Below are 21,126 nucleotides of genomic sequence, written 5' to 3' on the forward strand. Positions count from 1 at the left end.
CATAGTCTGGAACCATGACAAACAGCCAAAACGCCACCGATCTCGCCCATCGCCTCGCGCCCGGCGCCGACGATGCGCCGGCCATCGCCGCGCCCGAACGGACAGCGCTCTCGCATGGTGGGCTGCGCCGCCTGGTCCGCGATACCACGGCGCGGCTAAATGGGCTCGGCATAGGCCGCGGTGACCGCGTGGCCATCGTGCTGCCGAACGGCCCGGAGATGGCCACGGCCTTCATCGCCGTGGCGGCGGCAGCCTCCACCGCGCCGCTCAATCCGGCCTCCCGGGCCGACGAGCTTGATTTTTATCTCAGCGATATCGGCGTCAAGGCGGTCGTCGTCGGCAAGGAAGAGCAGGGGCCATCGGTCGAAGTTGCCGGGCGCCTCGGCATCCCGGTACTACGGCTGGTGGTCCCCGAGGGCGCGCCGGCTGGCGTCTTCATCATCGAAGGCGATCCGGTTGGCCCGCCTGTTTCGTCCGGACTGGCCGAGGACGGCGACACGGCTCTCCTTCTGCACACCTCCGGCACCACGTCGCGTCCGAAACTCGTGCCGCTCAGCCACGCCAACCTCGCGGCGTCGGCGGCGCATATCGGCGCGACGCTCGGTCTGGCGCCGGCCGACCGTTGCCTCAACATCATGCCGCTGTTTCATATCCACGGGCTGATCGCCGCGGTGCTCTCCTCGCTCGCCGCCGGCGGCAGCGTCTTCTGCACGCCGGGCTTCAACGCGCTGCGCTTCTTTCAGTGGCTCGCAGAGGCCAGGCCCAGCTGGTACACCGCGGTGCCGACCATGCATCAGGCGATCCTGCCGCGCGCCGCCCGCAATCCCGAGCAGCTTGCCGGGGCAAAGCTGCGCTTCATCCGCTCGTCGTCGGCTTCGCTGCCGGCGCAAGTCATGGCCGAGCTGGAGGCCACCTTCGGCTGCCCGGTCATCGAGGCCTACGGCATGACGGAGGCCGCGCATCAGATGGCGTCCAATCGCCTGCCCCCCGGACTGCGCAAGCCCGGCAGTGTCGGAGCGTCGGCCGGCCCGGAAGTCGCCGTCATGGCGCCGGACGGGCGGCTGCTCAAAGCCGGCGAGATCGGCGAGATCGTCATTCGCGGCCCCAATGTCACCGCCGGCTACGAGAAGAACCCGGACGCCAATGCCAGCGCCTTCGCCCATGGCTGGTTTCACACCGGCGACCAGGGCGTGCTCGACGAGGACAACTACCTGCGCGTCACTGGCCGGCTGAAGGAGATCATCAATCGCGGCGGCGAGAAGATCTCGCCGCTCGAGGTCGACGGCGTGCTGATGGACCATCCGGCGGTGGCTCAGGTCGTCACGTTCGCCATGCCGCATGACAAGCTCGGCGAGGAAGTAGCCGCTGCCGTGGTGCTGCGCGAAGGCCAGAGCGCCAGCGAGTCTGATATCCGTGGCTTTGCGTCGAACCGGCTCGCAGACTTCAAGGTGCCGCGCAAGGTGGTGATCCTCGAGGAGATCCCGAAGGGCGCGACCGGCAAATTGCAGCGCATCGGTCTCGCAGCCAAGCTCGGTCTCGGCTGATGCGCATCACAGTCTTCGGCGCCGGCGCCATCGGCGGCTATCTTGCCGCCAAGCTTGCGATCGCCGGCCAGGTCGATCTGTCGATCGTTGCGCGCGGCGCGCATCTGCAGGCGATCAAGGCCGCTGGGCTTCGCCTGATCGAGGACGGCAAGGAAACGGTGGCGCAGGTGAAAGCGGCGGCGCATGCCGGGGAACTCGGCGTGCAGGACTATGTCGTGCTGGCGCTGAAGGCGCATTCGCTGGCGCCTGCGCTGGACGAGATCGCGCCGCTGCTGGGCGAGGGGACAGCCGTCGTCACCATGCAGAACGGCGTGCCCTGGTGGTATTTCCACAAGGCGGGCGGCGCGCTCGAAGGCAGGCGACTCGACGCGGTCGATCCAGGCGGTGCGATCTGGCAGCGGATCGGGCCCGAGCGCGTCATCGGCTCCGTCGTGTATCCGGCCGTCGAGGTGGATGCGCCCGGCCTCATCCGCCACGTCGAAGGCACGCGCTTTTCGCTGGGCGAGCCGTCGGGGGAGAAGAGTGAGCGAGCCAACGCGCTTGCGCGCGAAATGGTCAAGGCCGGGCTGCAGGCCCCCGTGCGCGAGGACATCCGCTCGGAGATATGGGTGAAGCTTTGGGGCAATCTCTCCTTCAACCCGATCTCGGCGCTGACGGGCGCGACGCTTGCGGCGATCGTCGCAGACGAAGGCACACGCGCCGTCGCCCGCGCCATGATGCTGGAGGCGCAGGCGATCGGCGAACGCCTCGGCGTGCGCTTCCTCATTCCCGTCGACCGGCGCATCAAGGGCGCCGGCGATGTCGGCGAGCACAAGACCTCGATGCTGCAGGACCTCGAACGCGGCCGCCCGATGGAGATCGATGCGCTGGTCACGGCCGTGCAGGAGCTCGGCCGCCTGACCGGCCAGCCGACGCCGACCATGGACAGCGTGCTGGCGCTGGTGCGGCGGCTGGCAATCGAGCGCGGGTGTTATTCTCCCTTGTAGTTTGTTCCTGTTTTGTTCTAGTCTGGTCCTTTGGACGATATCCGAAAGGGATCAGCCATGAGCGGAGAACCGTGGTACGGTATCGGCAGGAACGGCCAAGCTTTTTTCCGGTGGGATCTGGCCAGTCATGATCCGACCGACCGGTTATTCTTCGCCATTCTTGCCGAACAGATGATCGTCCCTATTTTGGAATCGCGTGCCGTGGCTTGGCAACGAGAGCTGGGGCTCGGGGGTAAGCGGATTCGTCCCAGTCATCGTCATATCTCGCTTGCCATGCTCGGCGATTACGACGGTTTGCCGAGGCTTCTGGTTGAGGATGCCTGTTATGCGGGCTCACTTGTACGAGCCCAGGTCTTTGATGTCTCTTTCAACCGTCTGTCGTCCTTTGGCGGTGGTGCATTGGTCCTGCGGGCAAGTGATGGCATTCCACAATTTGAAGCCTTTTGGCGGGCGTTCACGGCAGCACTTTTGGATAGCCCGTTAAAGCGGGCTGTCCCGAATTCAATAGAGCCGCATGTTACTTTGCTGCGTGACAAAGCACGCGTTTCGAAAGTTGAGGAGCGGGCAGTTGAGCCGATCGGTTGGACCGTGCGCGAATTCGTATTGATGCACAGTTTCCTGCGTCAAGATCGGTATCAGGTCATCAGGCGTTGGCAATTAAGCGGTCAGGACGACGCGCATGCCGTCATGTGAGCGTCTCAAATCGTCCTTATCGTCGACGCATGCCACCATCCTGACACGAATTGTCACCTGTGCAGCGAGCCACCGGTGGCAGGCGAACAATCGGTCACTACCTGATGTCTGTTCTGAACCTGGAGGATCCCATGACCACTGCGGAAATTGCCAAGGATTTCACCGAACTCCTCAAGCGGGGCGACAACCACGGCGCCGCCGCCAAATACAATGCCGACGACATCGTCAGCTACGAAGCGATGGAAGGCCCGATGGTCGTGTGCAACGGCAAGGAGGCCGTCAAGCAGAAGGGCGAGTGGTGGGAAGCGAACCATGAGGTTCACGGGGGCTCGGTCGAGGGGCCATACGTCAATGGCGACCAGTTCGCCTTGCGCTTCAGCTTCGACGTGACGCCCAAATCGACCGGCGAACGCGTCAAGATGGATGAGGTTGGGCTCTACACCGTCAAGAACGGCAAGATCACCGAAGAGCGGTTCTACTACTGAGGCTTGCTGGCCTTGGGCTGCGAACGCCCTTCGCAGCATAATTTAGAAATCAGGCATGGCGGCCTCGGATGATACCAAGCCGCCATGTCTGCTTCTCAAATCGTCTTCACATGCTCCGCCAACTGGTCGGCCACTGTGCCCCAGCCGTCGAAGAAACCCATCTCCTCATGTCTGTTGCGCGTCGCCTCGTCACGATGAATGGCGGTGGCGGTGTAGCGTGTGCCCTTACCCTCTGGCGTCAGCGCGATAACCGCGGTGATGAAGGGCTCGCCGGACGGCCGGTAGCCAGGCAGCAGGGCGTCGGTCCACACCAGCCGCTCGTTCGGCGCGATCTCCAGATAGCAGCAATGGCGGTCGCTGACCTCCTTGCCGTCGGGCGACTGCATGCGGGTGCGGAAGAGGCCGCCGGGCCGAAGGTCGATCTCGCAATCGGTGATGACCCATGGCTTCGGCGTGAACCATTGCTTGACATGCTCCGGCGTCGTCCAGGCGTGCCACAAGAGTTCGCGCGGCGCGTCGAGGAAGCGCTCCAGCGTCAGGTCCAGTTTCGGATTCGGCTTGAACGGATAGCTCACTTTTCATTCTCCTTGAGGCTCATCACATAGGCGTCGAACTGGTCGAGGCGGCGCTCCCACAGCGCGCGCTGTTCGGCGAGCCAGTTTTCGGCAAGCTTCAGCGGCTCGGGCGACAGACTGTAAGTCCTGACCCGGCCGGCCTTTTGCGACTGCACCAGCCCGCAACCTTCCAGCACCTTGAGGTGCTCGATGAAGGAGGGCAGCGCCATGCCGAAAGGCTCCGCCAGTTCGCTGACCGAGGCAGGGCTCCTGTTCAGCCGCTCCACCACGCGCCGTCGCGTCGGGTCGGCCAGCGCGCGAAAAATGCCGTCGATGGGCGGCGGGTTCTGGCTTGCTGTCTGCAGGCTCATAGCTGTTCCTTCCGGGACCGCCTGGTGGTCGGACGTCCGTTGCGGAAAATACTTAGGAAAAAGCCTTAGTATTGGCAAGCGCTAAAATCGCACCGGAGCAAAGCGCTGGCAAAGCTTGCAGGGCCGGCCTAGGCTTCCGCCGGATTCGAAACCATCCGACAGAGGCCCGCCTTGACCATCACCATGTACGGCATCACCACCTGCGACACGATCAAGAAGGCGCGCGTCTGGCTGGAGAGCCATGACGTGCCTTATCGGTTCCATGACTACCGGGCCGAGGGAATCGAGGCCGGCAAACTGAACGGCTGGGTCGGCAAGGTCGGCTGGGAAAAGCTGCTCAACAAGGGCAGCACGACTTTTCGCGAGCTGCCTGAAGCGGACAAGGCGGGGCTGGACGAGAAGAAGGCGAAGAAGCTGATGCTGGCCAAGCCGACGATGATCAAGCGGCCGGTTCTGGAGGTGGGCGATCGGGTCCTGGTGGGGTTCAAGCCCGAAGTTTACGAGGACGCGGTTGGTAGCAAGTAGGTTCGATCTTCGTCAGCCGCGTTCCGCTGTCCCGCCAGCATCTCAACGTTACGTCTGCAGGTATTCCGCCAGCGCCACCGCATTGTTGTGCGCCTCGTCATGCGCGCCGTAGAGCAGCGTCACCTTGCCCTCGCGCAGCATGCCACGCAACTGCGCCACCGCTTCCTTGTTGGCGTCGAGCTCGGTCCGGTATCGCTTCTGGAACTCGGCCCAGCGCTCCGGCTCGTGCCCGAACCATTTGCGCAGTTCGTCGCTCGGCGCGATCTCCTTCAGCCACAGCGTCAATTCGGCGTCCTTCTTGCTGAGGCCGCGCGGCCAGAGGCGGTCGACCAGCACTCGCTGACCGTCGGCTTTCGCCGGCGGCTCATAGACGCGCTTCACCGCTATGTCGAAGGCCATCACAACCTCCTTACAAGGGAGGAGCTACGCCCACTCGCCCTGGCGCATCACCGGCACGCGGCCGCCGTCCTTGGCGACGCCGTCGATGTCGATCTTGTCCGAGCCGATCATCCAGTCGATGTGGATGAAGCTCTTATTGCCGCCGCGCTCGGCGATCTCGTCCTGGCTGAGCGAGGCGCCGTTGACGAAGCATTTCGAATAGCACTGCCCGAGCGCGATGTGGCAGGCGGCGTTCTCGTCGAACAGCGTGTTGAAGAACAGCAGCCCACTCTTCGAAATCGGCGAGGAATGCGGCACCAGCGCCACTTCGCCGAGACGCCGTGCGCCCTCGTCGGTATCGAGCACCTTCTTCAGCACGTCCTCGCCCTTCGAAGCCTTGGCCTCGACGATCCGCCCGCCTTCGAAGCGCACCGAGATCTCATCGATCAGCGTGCCCTGATAGGAGAGCGGCTTGGTCGAGGAGACGTGGCCCTCGACACGTCTTGCGTGCGGCGTAGTGAAGACCTCCTCGGTCGGGATATTGGGGTTGCAGGTGATGCCGTTCTTCGCCGTCGAGGCGCCGCCCATCCATTCATGGCCATCCGCCAGCCCGACGGTCAGGTCGGTGCCCGGACCGGTGAAATGCAGCGCATGGAAACTATGTTCGTTCAGCCATTTCGTGCGCTCGGCCAGCGTCGCGTTGTGCGCCTTCCAGTTGCCGATCGGATCCTCGACATCGACCCGCGAGGCTGAGAAGATGGCGTCGGCGAGCTTCACTACCGCGACGTCGTCCGGCTCGCCCGGAAATACTTGGCGAGCCCAGGCAAGGTCGGGATAGGCGACGATGTTCCAGTTGATGTCGAAGCCGGTGATCTTCTCCAGCGCCGGCTGGTAGGCCATCGAGTTCGCCTTGTTGGCGCGCGCCACCTTGGCCGGATCCTGTGATGAGAGCAGCGACGGGTCCTCGCCGCGCACCGCAAGCCGCGCCGCATTGTTCGAGAAGGCCTTCGCCATGCCTTCGTAGAGCCAGCCGGCGGCGCGGTCGAAGCCGGCATCCGCGCCATAGCGGAAGCGCGCCAGCGTGATCTCGTCGTCGTTGAAGATCGGCGTCACCAGCCCGGCGCCGGCCTTATAGGCGTGCTCGACGATGCGGCGGGTCAGCGGCAGCGCCGCGATCGACGATGTCAGCACCAAATCCTGCCCGGGCTGCAGCTGCAGCCCGACCTTGACGGCGACTTCGGCCAGCCTGTCGAGCTTCACCGGGTCGATTCCTGCCGAAACGCCGCGCGAATGTGTGGTCATGATCCTGCCTGCCGTTATGTTGGGGCTCTCATCCTTACATAGACCGCTGTGATTGACCTTTCCACCGCGATCGACTGGGCCTGCTCTCAAGCATGATGCACCGCATTATCGAAAAGTGCCCAGCGGTTATGCGGCGCTGTCCAGCGCCCGGAACTGCGTCATGGTCGCCTCGATCTCCTCGCGGATCCAGGCCTTGAAGTCGCGTACCTTGGGGCTTTCGCTCTTGGAGGCCGAGGTCACCAGCCAGTAGCCGAGCCCGCTCTCGGCCCTGATCCCGAAGGGCGCGACCAGCCGGCCGTCGGCCAGCGCGTCGGCGGTCAGCAATTGCCAGCCGAGCATCACGCCATGGCCGGCGATCGCCGATTCCAGGCAAAGCATCGGATCGGTGAAGCGCGCGCCCTTCTGGAAGGTGACCGACTCGACGCCGGCCGCCTCGAACCAGCTGTCCCAGCTGAACATCGCTCGCTCGTCGGTGATTGCGCAGGTCTGCGCCAGGTCGCCGATCGATTTCAGCCTGGCCGCGATCGAGGGCGCGCAGACCGGAAACACTTCCTGGGCAAGCAGAAGCTCGGCGCGGTCGCCCGGCCATTTGCCGTCGCCGAGCCGGATGGCGACATCGATGTCGGAGCGGTCGAGATCGGCAACCCTGGCCGATGCGTCGATGCGCAAAAGCACATTCGGATGCCGCGCGAAATGCCGCGACAACCGGGGCAGCAGCCATTTCGAGGCAAAGGCCGGCGCCACCGAGACGACCAGCGTGCATTCGTTGGCCTCGTCGGCCAGCGCCACTGCTTGCGCGAGTTCGCGGAAGCCCGCGCTGAGCCGTGCCGTGAAGACGGCGCCGAATTCGGTCGGCACGAGCCCGCCCGGCGTGCGTTCGAACAGCGCCTGTCCCAACTGCTTTTCCGTGCGCTTGACCTGCTGGCTGACGGCGCTGACCGAGACGTTCAACTCGGCCGCCGCTCCCGCCAGCGATCCCAGCCGGGCGACGGTTTCCACCGCGCGCAGGCCGTTCAGATGGACACGATTGAGCATAGCCATTCAGTTTTTCTAAAGTTCTTGGAGTGAAATCTCAATTGAAAGCCGACCGAAAAGCGCAGAATTAGCAGGCAATAGCCTTCAGCTATGAGGTCGTCCCATGAAGATTTTATCTTTGCTGAAAGGGCTTTCCGGCACCAAGGCGAGGCCGCGCGACGACGGCGAGATCGCCCGCTGGATCACCGATCCGCTGTCGCATCCGGTGCTCGACACCATGTCGGAGCGCGAGCTCGGCGATATGCCTTTCCGGCTGACCGCCCGCCGCACCGCATACGAAACTGGGGGCACGACCTGTCTCTGAGGCCGTCCGGCCGATTGCCGGCAGCGCTGGCCCAACGCAAGCGCATTGTTTCGCGGACGCACATTCTTATTGTGCACCGCAATGAACGCCTCGCCATCTTCCTTGCATCTCGCCCCACTGCGTCTTGCTCTCGCCGGCATGGTCTCGCTCGCCGTCGCCCAGGGCATCGGCCGCTTCGTCTATACGCCCATCCTGCCGGGAATGATGGAGGGGCTGCACCTGACGCCGGCTGATGCGGGCTGGATCGCTTCCGCCAACTATCTCGGCTACCTCATCGGCGCTTTGGCCGCGGCCGGCGGCTGGGCGCATGGCCGCGAGCGCATGCTGATGTTCGCCGGCCTTGCCGCCAGCGCCGTGCTCGCAGCCCTCATGGGGCTCACCGAGACGATGGCCGCCTTCCTCGCCATCCGCTTCCTCGCTGGCCTCGCCAGCGCCTTCGTCATGGTGTTCATGGCCTCCATCGTCTTCAGCCATCTGGCCGTGGCCGGCCGTAACGACTTGCAGGCGCTGCATTTCGGCGGCGTCGGCTTGGGCATTGCCGTCTCCTCCGCGCTCCTGGCGGTCCTCGTCGCCGAGCACGCGGATTGGGCCGCGGGCTGGCTCTGGTCCGGAGCGCTTTCGGCGGTCGGCCTGCTTCTCGTCATGCTGCTTGCAGGCTCGACCACGCCGGCCAATGGCGTCGATGGCCCGGAGCCGGCGTTGCCGAAGGATAGGTCGCTGGTAAAGATGATCGTCGCCTACGGGCTTTTCGGCTTCGGCTATGTGGTGACGGCCACTTTCCTGGTCGCCATCGTGCGCCAAGGGGGCGGCGGACGTGTCTTCGAGGCTACTGTCTGGATGGTCGCCGGCCTTGCCGGCTTTCCTTCGACTTGGGCGTGGCAGAAGCTTGCCGGCCGCATCGGGCTCTACGCCGCTTACGCGGCGACCTGCCTGATCGAGGTCGTCGGCGTCACCGCCAGCGTCGCCGTCAAGGGCGCCGCCGGGCCGCTGCTCGCCGGCCTGCTGCTCGGCGGCACCTTCATCGCCATCACCGCGCTCGGCCTGCAGACGGCAAGGCAGCTTGCGCCGCAGGCGCCGCGCCGCATCTTCGCGGTGATGACCGCCGCCTTCGGTCTCGGCCAGATCGTCGGCCCGATCGCCGCCGGCCTGCTCGCCCAGGCGTCGGGCAATTATACGCTGGCCTCGATCATGGCGGCGGCCGCGCTTCTCGCCTCCGGCGTCATTGCCTGGTCGGCCGCGCCAAAATCGCCATGATTTGCGGCCCTTGTTCGGTGCCGAGCATCGGGCAGGCATTTTCTTTCACCCTAATGTGTGACCTTATGCTCACCGAACAGCAACGCCGCTGATTTGCGGTCAGACCGAGGAAACCCGCCACAGTGTTCGTATCCTTCTTCCCGCAGCCGAAGCTCTTCTTCACCTCGGCAGCCATCTGGAGCGCGGTTATGGTGGCCGTATGGTTTTTGGGTGGCGAGCAAATTGGCGGTTTAATCGGGCTGTCACCCGCCGCAGCTGACGGGCCGCCCATCATTGGCGTTTCGGTGTTCTGGTCGCCTCCATTCCTTTGGTTTTACATCTACTTTGCCACTGGTGCTTTGCTATTCTATGCTTTCTGGCATTGGTATTCTCCGCATCCGTGGGATGGCTGGTCGATCCTCGGCAGCTCGCTGATTCTGTTCACGACCTATTTTCAGGTCCAAGTCAGTGTCGCTATCAATGCATGGTATGGGCCGTTCTGGGACCTCATTCAAGGTATTGTGAGTAAAAGCGTAAAAGCCACAGAGTGGGACGTTTACGCGCAAATATTAACCTTCCTAGGTATCGCTCTTGTAGCGGTTACCGTTTACGTTCTGACTAATTTCTTTGTCAGTCACTGGGTGTTCCGTTGGCGCACGGCTATGAACGATCATTACATGGCTTATTGGCCGAGACTCCGCCATATCGAGGGAGCTTCTCAACGTGTGCAGGAAGATACGATGCGTTTTTCCAAGATCATGGAAGACCTTGGGACCTCATTTATTGACTCAATTATGACGTTGATCGCGTTCATGCCGATACTGCTGGCATACTCAAAGCATATAACAGTTCTGCCGGTCGTTGGGCAAGTGCCGCAGCCGCTTGTTATTTCGGCAATATTCTGGGCTATATTCGGGACTGTATGCATTGCCGGAGCAGGTATAAAGCTTCCTGGTTTGCAGTTCCGCAATCAGCGGGTCGAGGCCGCTTACCGAAAGGAACTTGTTTATGGTGAGGATGATTCGTCGAGAGCGCAGCCGCTGACTGTTTCTGAGTTGTTTTCAAAAGTCCGCAAAAATTACTTCCGACTTTATTTTCATTACGTATATTTCAATGTAGTTCGTTATCTGTACCTGCAGCTAAATACTATATTCGCTTTGTTTCTGATGGTTCCTTCGATGATCGCAGGAGCGCTGACATTGGGCCTTATAAACCAGATCAACTCGGCATTTAGCCAGGTGACAAGCTCATTCCAGTATCTCGTTACTTCCTGGTCGACGATCGTTGAGCTCTTGTCAGTTCACAAGCGCCTGCGTGCGTTCGAAGCCACTATCAACGGCGAACCCCTGCCTGACATCGATCAGCGGTATCTCGAGCGCGAGGCGGAGGAGCCCGACCCGGCCTGACGGTATGGGCGGCTCAGCCGCCCGCCGTCGCCTGCACCTGCCCGACGCGCTGCCGCTCTACATAGTCGCGGAAACTGATGCACTCGACGTCCGCTTTGATGCAGACCTCGCCGGCGAAGCGCTCCAGCGCGTTCCAGTAGGCGCCGTTATTCATCAGCGTGAAGTGGAAGCCGAGCTCCAGCGGCAGGCGCTTGCCGTTATACTCGGCATCGAAGGCGGCGCGGAACGCCTGGTAGGCGCGCTCGGTGAATGCGTCCGCCATGGCGGGTTCCTCGGTGCCGCCTGAGTGGCGGACATAGAGATTGTAATCCATGGCGACCACCGGCTTCGCCTTCTCTCCCTCCGGGATAAGCGGCAGGGCGAAGCGGGTTGTGCGGTTCACGGTCGGCGGCACGGCCGGGCCTTTCGAGACGCCGCTGGCGTCATACTGGAAGCCCGCCTCGGGCAGCGCTTCGTAAAGCGCCTTGTTCGTTGAAAGATAAGGCGCGCGGAACCCGACCAGCGCGTGATGTGCGAAATCGTGCCAGCCGGCCGGTTCCGCGATGCCGTTGATCGCATAGGCGTTTTCGAAAATGCGCCGCGCGGACGCGAATTCGGCCAGCCAGTCCGCCTTGCTCCAGTCCTTGCCGTCGAAATGGCCGCAGGCATGGCTGCCGATGTCGTGGCCTTCGGCCGCCGCCAGCCGGATCTGCTCGAGCCGGTCCGCGACATCCTGTTTCGAGGCGCCGAAGCCGACATTGGATTTGCCGGCGGCCTTGCCGGGGCCGGCATAGTCCTGCCGCGTCTCCGGCGAGAGCAGGAAGACGCAGGACAGGAAATAGGTGAAATGCGCGCCCGTGCGCTTTGCGAGCGCCCGGCTGCGTTGCCATTGCGAGATCTCGCGGGCGGCGTCGAAAGAGATCAGCACCACCTGCTTGGCTTTGGCCGGCAAAGCGGCTGGCGATTTCGGCGGATCGGCGAAGGCGGCATTGGCCGAGGCGAGCGAGGCGAGACTGAATGCAAGGACGCGGTACGAACGAAGCATTGGCAACCTTTTGGCGGAAGCGTCTCCCGCTGATCGGAAGCCGGCTATCGCGCAAATGTGGCGCGGTTACGTTCGGGCAAGCTCAACGGGCGCCGGCATTCCCAGCCGATTTTCCGGCTCGCCCTCTTCCATGCCGACAAAATTTCGCTAAAACGCGGGGCTCAAGAAGCGCCCCCTTCCGGGGCAGCAGTGGTTTTGATTGATGTCGGACGACAGTTTTATCCGCGAAGTCAACGAAGAGATTCGTCGCGAGCAGGCACAGGCGCTGTGGGATCGTTTTGGTCCGGCCATTCTCGGCATCGCAATCTTGATCGTGCTGGGAACGGCCGCCGTCGTCGGCTACCGCTATTGGGACGAGACCCGCGCCAACCGTTCGGGCGATGCCTTCTCCCAGGCCCTCAAGCTTGCCAATGACGGCAAGAACGACGAGGCGATCGCCGCGCTCGATCAGCTGGAAAAGGACGGCTACGGCGCCTATCCGCTGCTCGCCCGCATGCGCGCCGCGACCGTCAAAGCCGACAAGGGCGATGTCGATGGCGCGGTCAAGGATTTCGACGAGGTCGCCGCCGACAACGCCATTCCCGCCGGCATTCGCGACATCGCGCGGCTGAGGGCGGCGCTGCTGCTCGTCGATCACGGCTCTTACGCCGATGTCTCCAGCCGCGTCGAGGCACTCACCGCCGACACCAATCCGCTGCGCCATTCGGCGCGCGAGGCGCTCGGCCTTGCCGCCTGGAAGGACGGCAAGTCGGCGGATGCGCTCAAACTGTTCGACCAGATCTCTTCGGACGAAGCCGCCCCGCGCAATGTGCGCCAGCGGGCGCAGTTAATGTCCGAGCTGATCCGCGGGTCGGGCAACGTGTCGTGATCCTGGATGGGCTTCAAAGTCGCCATCATCGGCCGGCCTAACGTCGGCAAATCGACTCTTTTCAATCGGCTGGTCGGAAAGAAGCTGGCGCTTGTCGACGACACGCCTGGTGTGACGCGCGATCGCCGCGTCCATGCGGCGAAGCTCTACGATCTCCATTTCGACGTCATCGACACAGCCGGCTTCGAGGACGCGGCCGCCTCGACGCTGCCCGGCCGCATGCGCCAGCAGACCGAGATCGCCATCCGCGAGGCGGACCTCATCTTCTTCACGGTCGACGCCAAATCCGGCCTGATGCCGGACGACCTCACCTTCGCCGAAGTGGTGCGCAAATCCGGCAAGCCGGTGGTGCTCGTGGCCAACAAGGCCGAGGCGCGCGGCGCTCAAGGAGGACTGCTGGAGGCCTGGGAACTCGGTCTCGGCGAGCCGATCCCGGTCTCGGCCGAGCACGGCCAGGGCATGCCGGACCTGCGCGACGCGGTGGTCGAAGCCTTGGGCGAAGAGCGCGCGCTCGGTGAGGATGAAGCCGAGAGCGATGAGATCGCCGCCAGCGAGGTGCTGATCGGCGAGGACATCGCCGACCCGGACGCCGAACCCGCCTATGACGACACCAAGCCGCTGCGCATCGCCGTCGTCGGCCGCCCCAACGCCGGCAAGTCGACGCTGATCAATGCGCTGATCGGCGAGGAGCGGCTACTCACCGGTCCGGAAGCCGGCATCACGCGCGATTCGATCTCGGTCGACTGGGACTGGCGCGGCCGCCGCATAAAACTGTTCGACACGGCCGGCATGCGGCGCAAGTCGAAGGTGCAGGAGAAGCTCGAGAAGCTCTCGGTGCAGGATGGCCTGCGCGCCATCCGCTTCGCCGAGATCGTCATCATCGTGCTCGATGCCACCATTCCCTTCGAGAAGCAGGACCTGCAGATCGCCGATCTCATCGTCCGCGAGGGCAGGGCGCCGGTGATCGCTTTCAACAAATGGGACCTGATCGACAATCCGCAGGAATTGCTGGCCGAGCTGCGCGAAAAGACCGAGCGGCTCCTGCCGCAGGTGCGCGGCATCCAGGCGGTGACGGTCTCGGCCGAGACCGGGCGCGGCCTCGACAAGCTGATGGAAAGCGTCATCAAGACGCACAGGGTCTGGAACAGCCGCGTCTCCACTGGCAAGCTCAACCGCTGGCTGGAAGGCATCCTCGCGCATCACCCGCCGCCCGCCGTCGCCGGCCGCCGGCTGAAGATCAAATATGTCACCCAGGCCAAGACCCGCCCGCCGGGCTTCGTCGTCTCCTGCTCGCGCCCGGACGCGATGCCGCAATCCTATGTCCGCTATCTGACCAACAGCTTGCGCGAGGCCTTCGACATGCCCGGCGTGCCGATCCGCATGGCGTTGCGCACCTCGGACAATCCGTTTGCGGGCCGGGCGAAGAGGCGGTGACTTCTGAGGCTAGCGCCGACACTGATGCCTCGTCATCCACGGGCTTCGCTCCTTGCTTCGCCATAGAATGACGAAGGCGTGAGGCGTCGGCCGAGAAACTAGGCCACTTCCCGCAGCCTCTCCTTCACCTCCGCCCCCTCTGGCAGCGTCTCCAGCGCCGCCTGCAAAAGAATCTCCGCAAGCCGCGCCGCCACCGGGTCGAGCTCGGCGTCCTTCTGGTGCAGGTGCAGCGCCATCATTGGGAGCGCCGGCAGCCCGAGCACGCCCGGCGCGATCGCCCTGACATTGGCGGGCAGGCCGATATCGGTGCGGATCGTCAGACCGAGCCCCGCCGCCACCGCCGCCCAGATGCCGCCGAGGCTGGGGCTCGAGAAGGCCATGCGCCAGGGCATGCCCGCGCGGTCGAGCGTCTCCGTCGCGACGGTACGCAAGAGGCACGGCGCCTCGAACACCACCAATGGCAGCGGCTCGCCGTTGCGCTGACCCGCCTCGATCGGCTTGGCCGGGCCGATCCAGCGCGCCTGCACGTCGGCGACATGCCGGCTATAGGGCAGGGTCGTGCCGTCATGCCAGGCGAGCGCGATGTCGAGATTGCCTGACAGGACGCGCTCGGCAAGATCGTGGCTGCGTCCGATCCGCGCTTCGATCCGCACCTTGGGATGAGCGCGGGCGAAGCGGCCGAGCACATCCGGCAGCACCGACTCGCCGAAATCCTCCTGCAGGCCGAGCCGCACCCATCCTTCCAGCTCGACATCGCGGATGGCGGAGGCTGCCTCGTCGTTGAGCTCGATCAGCCGCCGCGCATAGCCAAGCATCGTCTCGCCGGCTTCGGTCAGCGCCAGTCCGCGCCCCGCCTTGCGGAAAACCGGCGTCGCGGCCTGCTCTTCGAGCTTCTTCAGTTGCGCGCTGACGGCCGACGTCGAGCGTCCCAGCCGTTCGGCCGCTTTGGCGAAGCTGCCCAGTTCCATGCCGGTGACGAAGGTTCTGAGGACATCGAGGTCGAACGTGACGCGGCGCATGAGATTGTCCTGATTTTCAGGATTGTTGATCAAAAACTTCCTGATTTTATGGATGAAGCTATGGCGCTACATCCGGTCCGTCAAGCCGTCAGCCGGCCGTCACGGAAGGGAATCATGTCCGCCATCATCACACGCAATGACTGTCAACCGCCTGATGCACGCGCCTCCGCCCACCGCGCCTTCGGCCCCAATCATCGCTGGAAGGTGCTGGGCATCGGCGTCGCGGCCAATGCCGGTTTCTCCGCCACCTTCTCCGGCATCCCGGCAACGGCAGTGGTGATGCGCCAGGGTTACCATCTCGACAATGCTTCGCTGGGCCTCGCGCTCGGGCTGCTCGGGCTCGGCGTGGCGCTGAGCGAACTGCCGTGGGGCGTGCTCACCGACCGCTGGGGCGACCGCCGCGTGCTCTTGATCGGGCTTGGCGCGACGGCCGCATGGCTCTTCATCATGGCGCTGCTCGTCGTGCCGACGAAAATGGCGGTTCCCGGTGTCGCGCTGCTGTCGGCCAGTCTGCTCGTCGCCGGCCTGCTCGGCGGCAGCGTCAACGGCTCCAGCGGCCGCGCTATCATGGGCTGGTTCGGCGAGGGCGAGCGTGGCTTTGCCATGAGCATCAGGCAGACCGCGGTGCCGCTCGGCGGCGGGCTGGGCGCGCTCGTCCTGCCTTCGCTGGCGCTGGCCCTGGGCTTCACCGCGGTCTTCGGCCTGCTCGCGGCCGTCTCCGCGCTCTCGGCCTATTTTGCCTGGCGCTGGCTGCATGAACCGCCGGTCGAAAGCGCGCCTCGCGCCGCCGCCGCGACAACTGGCCCGGCGCCGCTGCGCAACATCGAGGTGTGGCGCATCTCGACCGCCATCGGCCTGCTCTGCTTCCCGCAGGTCGCGGTGCTGACCTTCGCCTCGGTCTTCCTGCATGACTTTGCCGGCATGGGCACGTGGGTGACCAGCGCCAGCCTCGCCGCGGTGCAGACCGGCGCCATGGTGATGCGCGTCTGGAGCGGGCGCTTCACCGACCGCCACGGCAACCGCCGGCCGTTCCTGAAATTCTGCGGCGCGTTGAGCGCCTTGGCCTTCCTGATGCTGTGGCTGCTGGTGATCGGCGCCTCTGGCGCGCCGTTGCTGGTGCCGCTGCTGCCGCCGATGGTTGTCTTCGCCGGCATATCCGTCTCCGCCTGGCACGGCGTTGCCTATACCGAGCTTGCCACGCTGGCCGGCGCCGGCCATGTCGGTACCGCGCTCAGCCTGGCCAACAGCTTTGTCTTCATCGGCTTCTGCCTTGTGCCGATCGCCATCCCGTGGATCTTGGTGGCCTTTGCTTGGCCGGGCGTGTGGCTGTCGGCTGCGGTCTGCGCGGCGCTCGCCTGGCCGATCTTCCTGCGCCAGGCCTGATTCACTGACGCTGATGCACTCGCAGAGGCCCGATTCTTCGTCGGCCCGCCGTGAAATCGCAAAGCCGGCTTCCTCAAACATGCAAAGAACATGATCGATGTCGTTAACCCCGCATCAAGGTTAATGCTTCATTTTGGCTCTCCGGGGTCAGTAGCGTTCTGGAGAGAGTTCCGTGCATCGACGCGTTTCATTGCGGCTTGCCGCTGCCGCCGTTGCGAAAAAACGTTCCTTCCTATCTCCTTTGGTGCTCGGGCTCGGCATTTGGATCGGCTTTCCGTCGGCTGTTGCCTATCAGGATATGGCGAGCCTGATCTCCGGCCTGGAATCGTCCAACATCCGCTGGAACGCCTATATAGAGAAATCCGCCGCCGGCTCGGTGCATGCCGCCGAAATGCCGTTCGTGGATTCCACCGTCACCGGTTCGCTCTCCGGCTCCGGCGTGAATTTACCGGGCGTGGGCACCGTCGCCTTCCGCGGCAAGGGCAGCGCCGCCGGCGCGACGCCCGATGAGGATCGGGTAGTGCGCGCCGACAAGAAGGGCCGCCTCGTCCAGGTCTCGCCGGTCGCGCCGCCGAAGAATTTCAGCGCCGGCTCGATTTTCGAGCGCACCTCCTCGCTGCTGCGTCCCGCGATGGACAGCGGGCTGAAGCTCACCTTCGCCAAGCCCGGCATCAAGGGCAAGGAAGTCCAGATCGCCCAGGCCTTCCATTTGCGCGAGGACAAGAAGCCGGATCCGGATCTGCCGGCGGCGCTTGTCGCCCTCGTCAACAACGACAAGCCGGACATCCTGGCCACCGCCTACGCCGAGTCCGCGCCCGACTACGCCAAGGCTTCGCCTTTCGAGGCGCTGCTGCAGGACGATCCGAACAACGGCCGCTTCATTCCGCCGATGGGCAAGGGTGACCACGCGTGGATGCAGACTCCTTTGCCAGCGGCCGTCTTCTCCAAGCAGGAACAGGAATGCCTCGCCAAGGGCATCTATTTCGAGGCGCGCAGTGAGCCCGTGCGCGGCCAGGCCGCGGTGGCGCAGGTGATCCTGAACCGCGTCCGCAACCCGGCCTATCCGAAGACGATCTGCGGCGTCGTCTACCAGAACGACGACTGGTTCAACCGCTGCCAGTTCTCCTTTGCCTGCGACGGCAGGAAGAAGACCATCACCGACCGGGCTTCCTACAGGACCGCCCAGGAGGTCGCCATGGCGGTGACCGCCGGCAAGATCTTCATTCCCGAGGTCGGCTCGTCGACGCATTACTACGCCAATTACGTCCATCCCGGCTGGGCGCGCGCCATGCAGCGCATGACCAGGATCGGCCTGCATATCTTCTACCGCACCTATGGCGGCGGCTGGAGCTGAGCCGGTTGGGCGGCTCGAGCCGAGCCGCCTGAACGACGCCCGCGGCTGTCCTTCTCCCGAGACTTGGCGTGCCCCGGCGGACGCGGCTTGTTGCGCGGATTCGCGCCATCACCTCACGCGGGCGTGAAGGGCACGATGTCGCACCTCGATAAGCCACTGATTTAATTGCAAAAAATACATCGCTTGGAAGTTCGGCCCGTGGCTTGACGGGCGCGGACCCTCTAACTATGTTGCCGGCGACTTTAGAAGCGGACGGACGGCAATCGTCTGCCCGGGCAGGGGGGTTACGATGGCCGACAAAACCGGGCCAGACGGAACCGGAGAAACCGGCCGCGGCAGGCAGCCAGAAGCCACCATCCGCGACGACGAACTTGAGCGCCGCCGGCGCGATCTCGAAGCATCGCTTGCGACGAGACGCACGGACCGGCTCGAGGGGAAAGACGAAGCGAAAGCTGCGACCGGTTACGGTCAGGCGCTGAAACTGTCCAGCGAATTCATCGCCGGGGTGGTGGTCGGTGTCGGCTTGGGCTGGATCATCGACCGCCTGGTGGGAACGGCGCCCTGGGGTCTGATCGTCGGCCTGCTGCTGGGCTTTGGCGCCGGTATACTCAATGTCCTGCGCTCGGCGGGACTGGCATCCGAATTCGGCCAGGGCGGCAAGCCGCGCGAGCCGAAAGAATGAAGTGGGGCGCCGCAAGGCGCTGAAGTGAACTTAAGAAGCCGGTTGTGGCTTTGACGGGGATTTAAAGTGGCTGCTGCTGACAAGGTCGATCCGATCCACCAGTTCCAGATCCATCCGATCATCCCGCTGCATATCGGCGGCTACGACGTCTCGTTCACCAACTCTTCCCTGTTCATGGTCGTGACGATCGTGCTGGCTTCGGCCTTTCTCTATATGAGCACCGCCAGCCGCGCGCTCATTCCGGGCCGCCTGCAGTCGGTCTCGGAGATGGCCTATGAGTTCGTCGGCAACATGCTGCGCGATGCCGCCGGCAAGCAAGGCATGCAGTTCTTCCCGCTGGTGTTCTCGCTGTTCATGTTCGTGCTGGTCGCCAACCTGATCGGCCTCTTCCCCTATTTCTTCACCGTCACCAGCCACATCATCGTTACCTTCACGCTGGCGATCCTGGTCATCGGCACCGTCATCGTCTACGGCTTCGCCAAGCACGGCCTCGGCTTCCTCAAGCTGTTCGTGCCGCATGGTGTGCCGGGTTATCTTCTGCCGCTGGTGGTGGCGATCGAAGTTATCTCCTTCGTCTCTCGCCCGGTCAGCCTCTCGGTTCGTCTTTTCGCCAACATGCTGGCCGGCCACATTACCCTGAAAGTGTTCTCGGGCTTCGTCGTCAGCCTCAGCGCGCTGGGCGCTGTCGGCATCGCCGGCTCGGTCCTGCCGCTTGCCATGGCGGTCGCGCTCTCCGCGCTCGAACTGCTTGTCGCCTTCCTGCAGGCCTATGTCTTCGCGGTGCTGACCTGCATGTATCTGAACGACGCCCTGCACCCGAGCCACTGATCGATTTTCACCGGCGCCCCGGCGCCAGCATCCCAACGTACCAACTGCAACGAACAAGCAAACCACAGGAGTTTTGAAATGGACGCAACTGCAGCAGCTGCTATCGGCGCTGGTATCGCCTGCATCGGCATGGGCGGCGCGGGCATCGGCCTCGGCAACATCTTCGGCAGCTACCTCTCGGGTGCGCTCCGCAACCCGTCGGCCGCCGACGGCCAGTTCGGTCGCCTGATCTTCGGCTTCGCCGTGACCGAAGCTCTGGGCATCTTCTCGCTCCTGATCGCTCTGCTCCTGGTCTTCAAGTAAGATTGAGAGCTGACGAAAGGGGCCGCATGGTGCGGCCCCGTTCCATGGACAGGGGAATGAGATGTTCGTGACATCTGCCTATGCGCAAGAAACAGCGCCGGCCGCGGCCGAGGGCGATACGCATGCGGGCACGGCTGTGCCTGCCGCGGAGCATGAAGCGTTCCCGCCATTCGATGCCAAGACCTTCCCGTCGCAGATTCTGTGGCTGGTCATCACCTTCGGGCTGTTCTACCTGTTCCTGAAGCGCGTTGTGATGCCGCGTCTTGGCGGCATCATCGATGTCCGCAACGAACGCATCACGCAGGACCTCGACCATGCCGCAAGGCTGAAGGGCGAGGCGGATGCCGCCGTTGCCGCCTATGAGCAGGAACTGGCGGAGGCGAAGGCCAACGCAAATAAGATCGGCCAGCAGGCAAGCGACGCCGCCAAGGCGGATGCCGAGAGCACGCGCAAGAAGCTCGAGGCCGAGCTCGAGAAGAAGCTTGGCGAGGCCGAGGCGAGCATCGCCTCGATCAAAGCCAAGGCGATGAAGGAAGTCGGCACGATCGCCGAGGATACGACGTCGGCCATCGTCGAGGCGCTCGTCGGCGGCAAGACCGACAAGTCCGAGATCGCGGCCGCGGTCAAATCCGCGAGCCGGTGAGGAGCGGAATTATGGACGCCACATCACTCGCCACGCTCTGGGCCACCGTCGCCCTGATCATCTTTCTCGGCGCCGTCATCTATCTGAGGGTGCCTGGCATGCTCGCCAAGTCGCTCGATGCCCGCGCGGCCAAGATCAGCAGCGAGCTCGAGGAAGCACGGCGCCTGCGCGAAGAGGCCCAGCAACTGCTCGGCCAGTATCAGCAGAAGCGCAAGGAAGCCGAGAAGGAGGCCGCCGACATCGTCGCCGCCGCCAAGCGCGAGGCTGAGCTGCTCGCTTCCGAAGCGGCCAAGAAGACTGAGGACTATGTCGCCCGGCGCACCGCGCTTGCCGAGCAGAAGATCAGCCAGGCCGAGCGCGAGGCCGTCAGCGAGGTGCGCGCCTCGGCCGTCGACATCGCCGTCGAAGCCGCCCGCGCCCTGCTCGCCGCCAAGGTCGACGCCAAAGCGGGTGCCGACCTGTTCAAGTCGGCGCTCAACGACGTGAAGGCCAAGCTGAACTGAGCTTGCGTAGAAATTTCGAAATCAAAAGCCGCCTGGGCAACCCGGCGGCTTTTTTGTTGTCGGAGGGGCGGGGGGCCTGAACTGCTGATCTCCCCCTTGTGGGGGAGGTGCCCCGCAGGGCAGAGGGGGCGCCAAGGATCACGGCGCGGAGGATCAAGGTTCCTCGCCCCACGAATGTGGGGAGAGCGACTGTCTGGGCTGTCAAGTTGCATTTGCGAACTCGGTTCTCGCGTCGCGTGCTTTTGCGTTGAGGATGACGAGAAGTTTTC

The 21,126-nt window shown here is 64.1% G+C and carries 24 protein-coding genes; 17 read left to right on the forward strand and 7 right to left on the reverse strand.

Annotated features, from left to right (window positions below):
- Positions 1–14 precede the first annotated feature (14 nt).
- The 4 genes from P9273_RS19980 (at position 15) to P9273_RS19995 (ending at position 3,708) form a co-directional block, all read left to right on the forward strand.
- A complete protein-coding gene (locus P9273_RS19980) occupies positions 15–1,544 on the forward strand; it encodes an acyl--CoA ligase (RefSeq protein WP_278050434.1) in 1,530 nt (509 codons plus the stop codon).
- Positions 1,544–2,530, forward strand: coding sequence for a 2-dehydropantoate 2-reductase (locus P9273_RS19985; RefSeq protein WP_278050435.1), 987 nt, complete (start codon positions 1,544–1,546; stop codon positions 2,528–2,530). Before P9273_RS19980 ends, P9273_RS19985 begins: the two co-directional genes overlap by 1 nt.
- A 57-nt stretch (positions 2,531–2,587) precedes the next feature.
- The gene (locus P9273_RS19990; protein WP_278050436.1) at positions 2,588–3,223 is read left to right on the forward strand and encodes a 2'-5' RNA ligase family protein; all 636 of its coding nucleotides are present in this window, start codon (positions 2,588–2,590) and stop codon (positions 3,221–3,223) included.
- 131 nt (positions 3,224–3,354) lie between these two features.
- Entirely contained in the window at positions 3,355–3,708 is a 354-nt protein-coding gene (locus P9273_RS19995) for a SnoaL-like domain-containing protein (protein ID WP_278050437.1), read from the forward strand.
- Positions 3,709–3,803: 95 nt separating this feature from the next.
- Here P9273_RS19995 and P9273_RS20000 read toward each other — a convergent pair whose 3' ends face one another.
- Positions 3,804–4,283 carry an SRPBCC family protein gene (locus P9273_RS20000; RefSeq protein WP_278050438.1) on the reverse strand — a complete coding sequence of 160 codons (480 nt, stop codon included), beginning with the start codon at positions 4,281–4,283 and terminating at the stop codon, positions 3,804–3,806.
- Positions 4,280–4,633 (reverse strand): ArsR/SmtB family transcription factor, encoded by a 354-nt coding sequence (locus P9273_RS20005; RefSeq protein ID WP_278050439.1) that lies wholly within the window; start codon positions 4,631–4,633, stop codon positions 4,280–4,282. The genes P9273_RS20000 and P9273_RS20005 overlap by 4 nt, the downstream gene beginning before the upstream one ends.
- A gap of 171 nt (positions 4,634–4,804) precedes the next feature.
- On the opposite strand from P9273_RS20005, the gene P9273_RS20010 reads away from it, so the two are divergent.
- On the forward strand, positions 4,805–5,158 hold the full coding sequence (locus P9273_RS20010) for an ArsC family reductase (protein ID WP_278050440.1): 354 nt from the start codon (positions 4,805–4,807) through the stop codon (positions 5,156–5,158).
- Positions 5,159–5,206: 48 nt separating this feature from the next.
- On the opposite strand, the gene P9273_RS20015 is transcribed toward P9273_RS20010, so the two are convergent.
- From P9273_RS20015 to P9273_RS20025, 3 genes are all read right to left on the reverse strand, one after another.
- A complete protein-coding gene (locus P9273_RS20015; RefSeq protein ID WP_278050441.1) occupies positions 5,207–5,557 on the reverse strand; it encodes a DUF488 domain-containing protein in 351 nt (116 codons plus the stop codon).
- 24 nt (positions 5,558–5,581) lie between these two features.
- Positions 5,582–6,838, reverse strand: a complete 1,257-nt coding sequence (locus P9273_RS20020) for an aminopeptidase (protein WP_278050442.1) — start codon at positions 6,836–6,838, stop codon at positions 5,582–5,584.
- A 126-nt stretch (positions 6,839–6,964) separates the two neighbouring features.
- Positions 6,965–7,879 (reverse strand): LysR substrate-binding domain-containing protein, encoded by a 915-nt coding sequence (locus P9273_RS20025; RefSeq protein WP_278050443.1) that lies wholly within the window; start codon positions 7,877–7,879, stop codon positions 6,965–6,967.
- 97 nt (positions 7,880–7,976) lie between these two features.
- Between P9273_RS20025 and P9273_RS20030 the strand changes: the two genes are divergently transcribed.
- The 3 genes from P9273_RS20030 to sbmA all read left to right on the forward strand — a co-directional run bounded on the left by P9273_RS20030 (position 7,977) and on the right by sbmA (position 10,816).
- Positions 7,977–8,177 carry a hypothetical protein gene (locus P9273_RS20030; protein ID WP_278050444.1) on the forward strand — a complete coding sequence of 67 codons (201 nt, stop codon included), beginning with the start codon at positions 7,977–7,979 and terminating at the stop codon, positions 8,175–8,177.
- 138 nt (positions 8,178–8,315) lie between these two features.
- Complete coding sequence (locus P9273_RS20035) at positions 8,316–9,431, forward strand: YbfB/YjiJ family MFS transporter (RefSeq protein ID WP_442920246.1); 1,116 nt, start codon at positions 8,316–8,318, stop codon at positions 9,429–9,431.
- 122 nt (positions 9,432–9,553) lie between these two features.
- Positions 9,554–10,816: a peptide antibiotic transporter SbmA gene (gene sbmA / locus P9273_RS20040; protein WP_278050446.1), complete on the forward strand. Its 1,263-nt coding sequence runs from the start codon at positions 9,554–9,556 to the stop codon at positions 10,814–10,816.
- Between the two features lie 13 nt (positions 10,817–10,829).
- Here the strand turns inward: sbmA and P9273_RS20045 are convergent, their stop codons facing one another.
- On the reverse strand, positions 10,830–11,840 hold the full coding sequence (locus tag P9273_RS20045) for a polysaccharide deacetylase family protein (RefSeq protein WP_278050447.1): 1,011 nt from the start codon (positions 11,838–11,840) through the stop codon (positions 10,830–10,832).
- 202 nt (positions 11,841–12,042) lie between these two features.
- Here P9273_RS20045 and P9273_RS20050 point away from each other — a divergent pair, with 202 nt between their 5' ends.
- The gene (locus tag P9273_RS20050) at positions 12,043–12,708 is read left to right on the forward strand and encodes a tetratricopeptide repeat protein (RefSeq protein WP_040997945.1); all 666 of its coding nucleotides are present in this window, start codon (positions 12,043–12,045) and stop codon (positions 12,706–12,708) included.
- Between the two features lie 6 nt (positions 12,709–12,714).
- Positions 12,715–14,142 carry a ribosome biogenesis GTPase Der gene (gene der / locus P9273_RS20055; RefSeq protein WP_278050448.1) on the forward strand — a complete coding sequence of 476 codons (1,428 nt, stop codon included), beginning with the start codon at positions 12,715–12,717 and terminating at the stop codon, positions 14,140–14,142.
- A gap of 98 nt (positions 14,143–14,240) precedes the next feature.
- Here der and P9273_RS20060 read toward each other — a convergent pair whose 3' ends face one another.
- The gene (locus P9273_RS20060) at positions 14,241–15,161 is read right to left on the reverse strand and encodes a LysR substrate-binding domain-containing protein (RefSeq protein ID WP_278050449.1); all 921 of its coding nucleotides are present in this window, start codon (positions 15,159–15,161) and stop codon (positions 14,241–14,243) included.
- A gap of 114 nt (positions 15,162–15,275) precedes the next feature.
- Here P9273_RS20060 and P9273_RS20065 point away from each other — a divergent pair, with 114 nt between their 5' ends.
- The 7 genes from P9273_RS20065 (at position 15,276) to P9273_RS20095 (ending at position 20,857) form a co-directional block, all read left to right on the forward strand.
- Positions 15,276–16,544, forward strand: a complete 1,269-nt coding sequence (locus P9273_RS20065) for an MFS transporter (protein WP_278050450.1) — start codon at positions 15,276–15,278, stop codon at positions 16,542–16,544.
- Between the two features lie 172 nt (positions 16,545–16,716).
- Positions 16,717–17,898, forward strand: coding sequence for a cell wall hydrolase (locus tag P9273_RS20070; protein ID WP_278050451.1), 1,182 nt, complete (start codon positions 16,717–16,719; stop codon positions 17,896–17,898).
- Between the two features lie 289 nt (positions 17,899–18,187).
- Positions 18,188–18,580 carry an AtpZ/AtpI family protein gene (locus P9273_RS20075; protein ID WP_041002538.1) on the forward strand — a complete coding sequence of 131 codons (393 nt, stop codon included), beginning with the start codon at positions 18,188–18,190 and terminating at the stop codon, positions 18,578–18,580.
- A gap of 66 nt (positions 18,581–18,646) precedes the next feature.
- Complete coding sequence (locus P9273_RS20080) at positions 18,647–19,408, forward strand: F0F1 ATP synthase subunit A (protein ID WP_041002536.1); 762 nt, start codon at positions 18,647–18,649, stop codon at positions 19,406–19,408.
- A 78-nt stretch (positions 19,409–19,486) separates the two neighbouring features.
- Entirely contained in the window at positions 19,487–19,711 is a 225-nt protein-coding gene (locus P9273_RS20085) for a F0F1 ATP synthase subunit C (protein WP_027164582.1), read from the forward strand.
- Between the two features lie 61 nt (positions 19,712–19,772).
- Positions 19,773–20,354 (forward strand): F0F1 ATP synthase subunit B, encoded by a 582-nt coding sequence (locus P9273_RS20090; protein ID WP_278050452.1) that lies wholly within the window; start codon positions 19,773–19,775, stop codon positions 20,352–20,354.
- A gap of 11 nt (positions 20,355–20,365) precedes the next feature.
- A complete protein-coding gene (locus tag P9273_RS20095; protein ID WP_041002532.1) occupies positions 20,366–20,857 on the forward strand; it encodes a F0F1 ATP synthase subunit B in 492 nt (163 codons plus the stop codon).
- Positions 20,858–21,126: the final 269 nt, after the last annotated feature.

Origin of the sequence: Mesorhizobium sp. WSM4935 (genome assembly GCF_029625735.1) — a bacterium.
Lineage (GTDB): Bacteria > Pseudomonadota > Alphaproteobacteria > Rhizobiales > Rhizobiaceae > Mesorhizobium.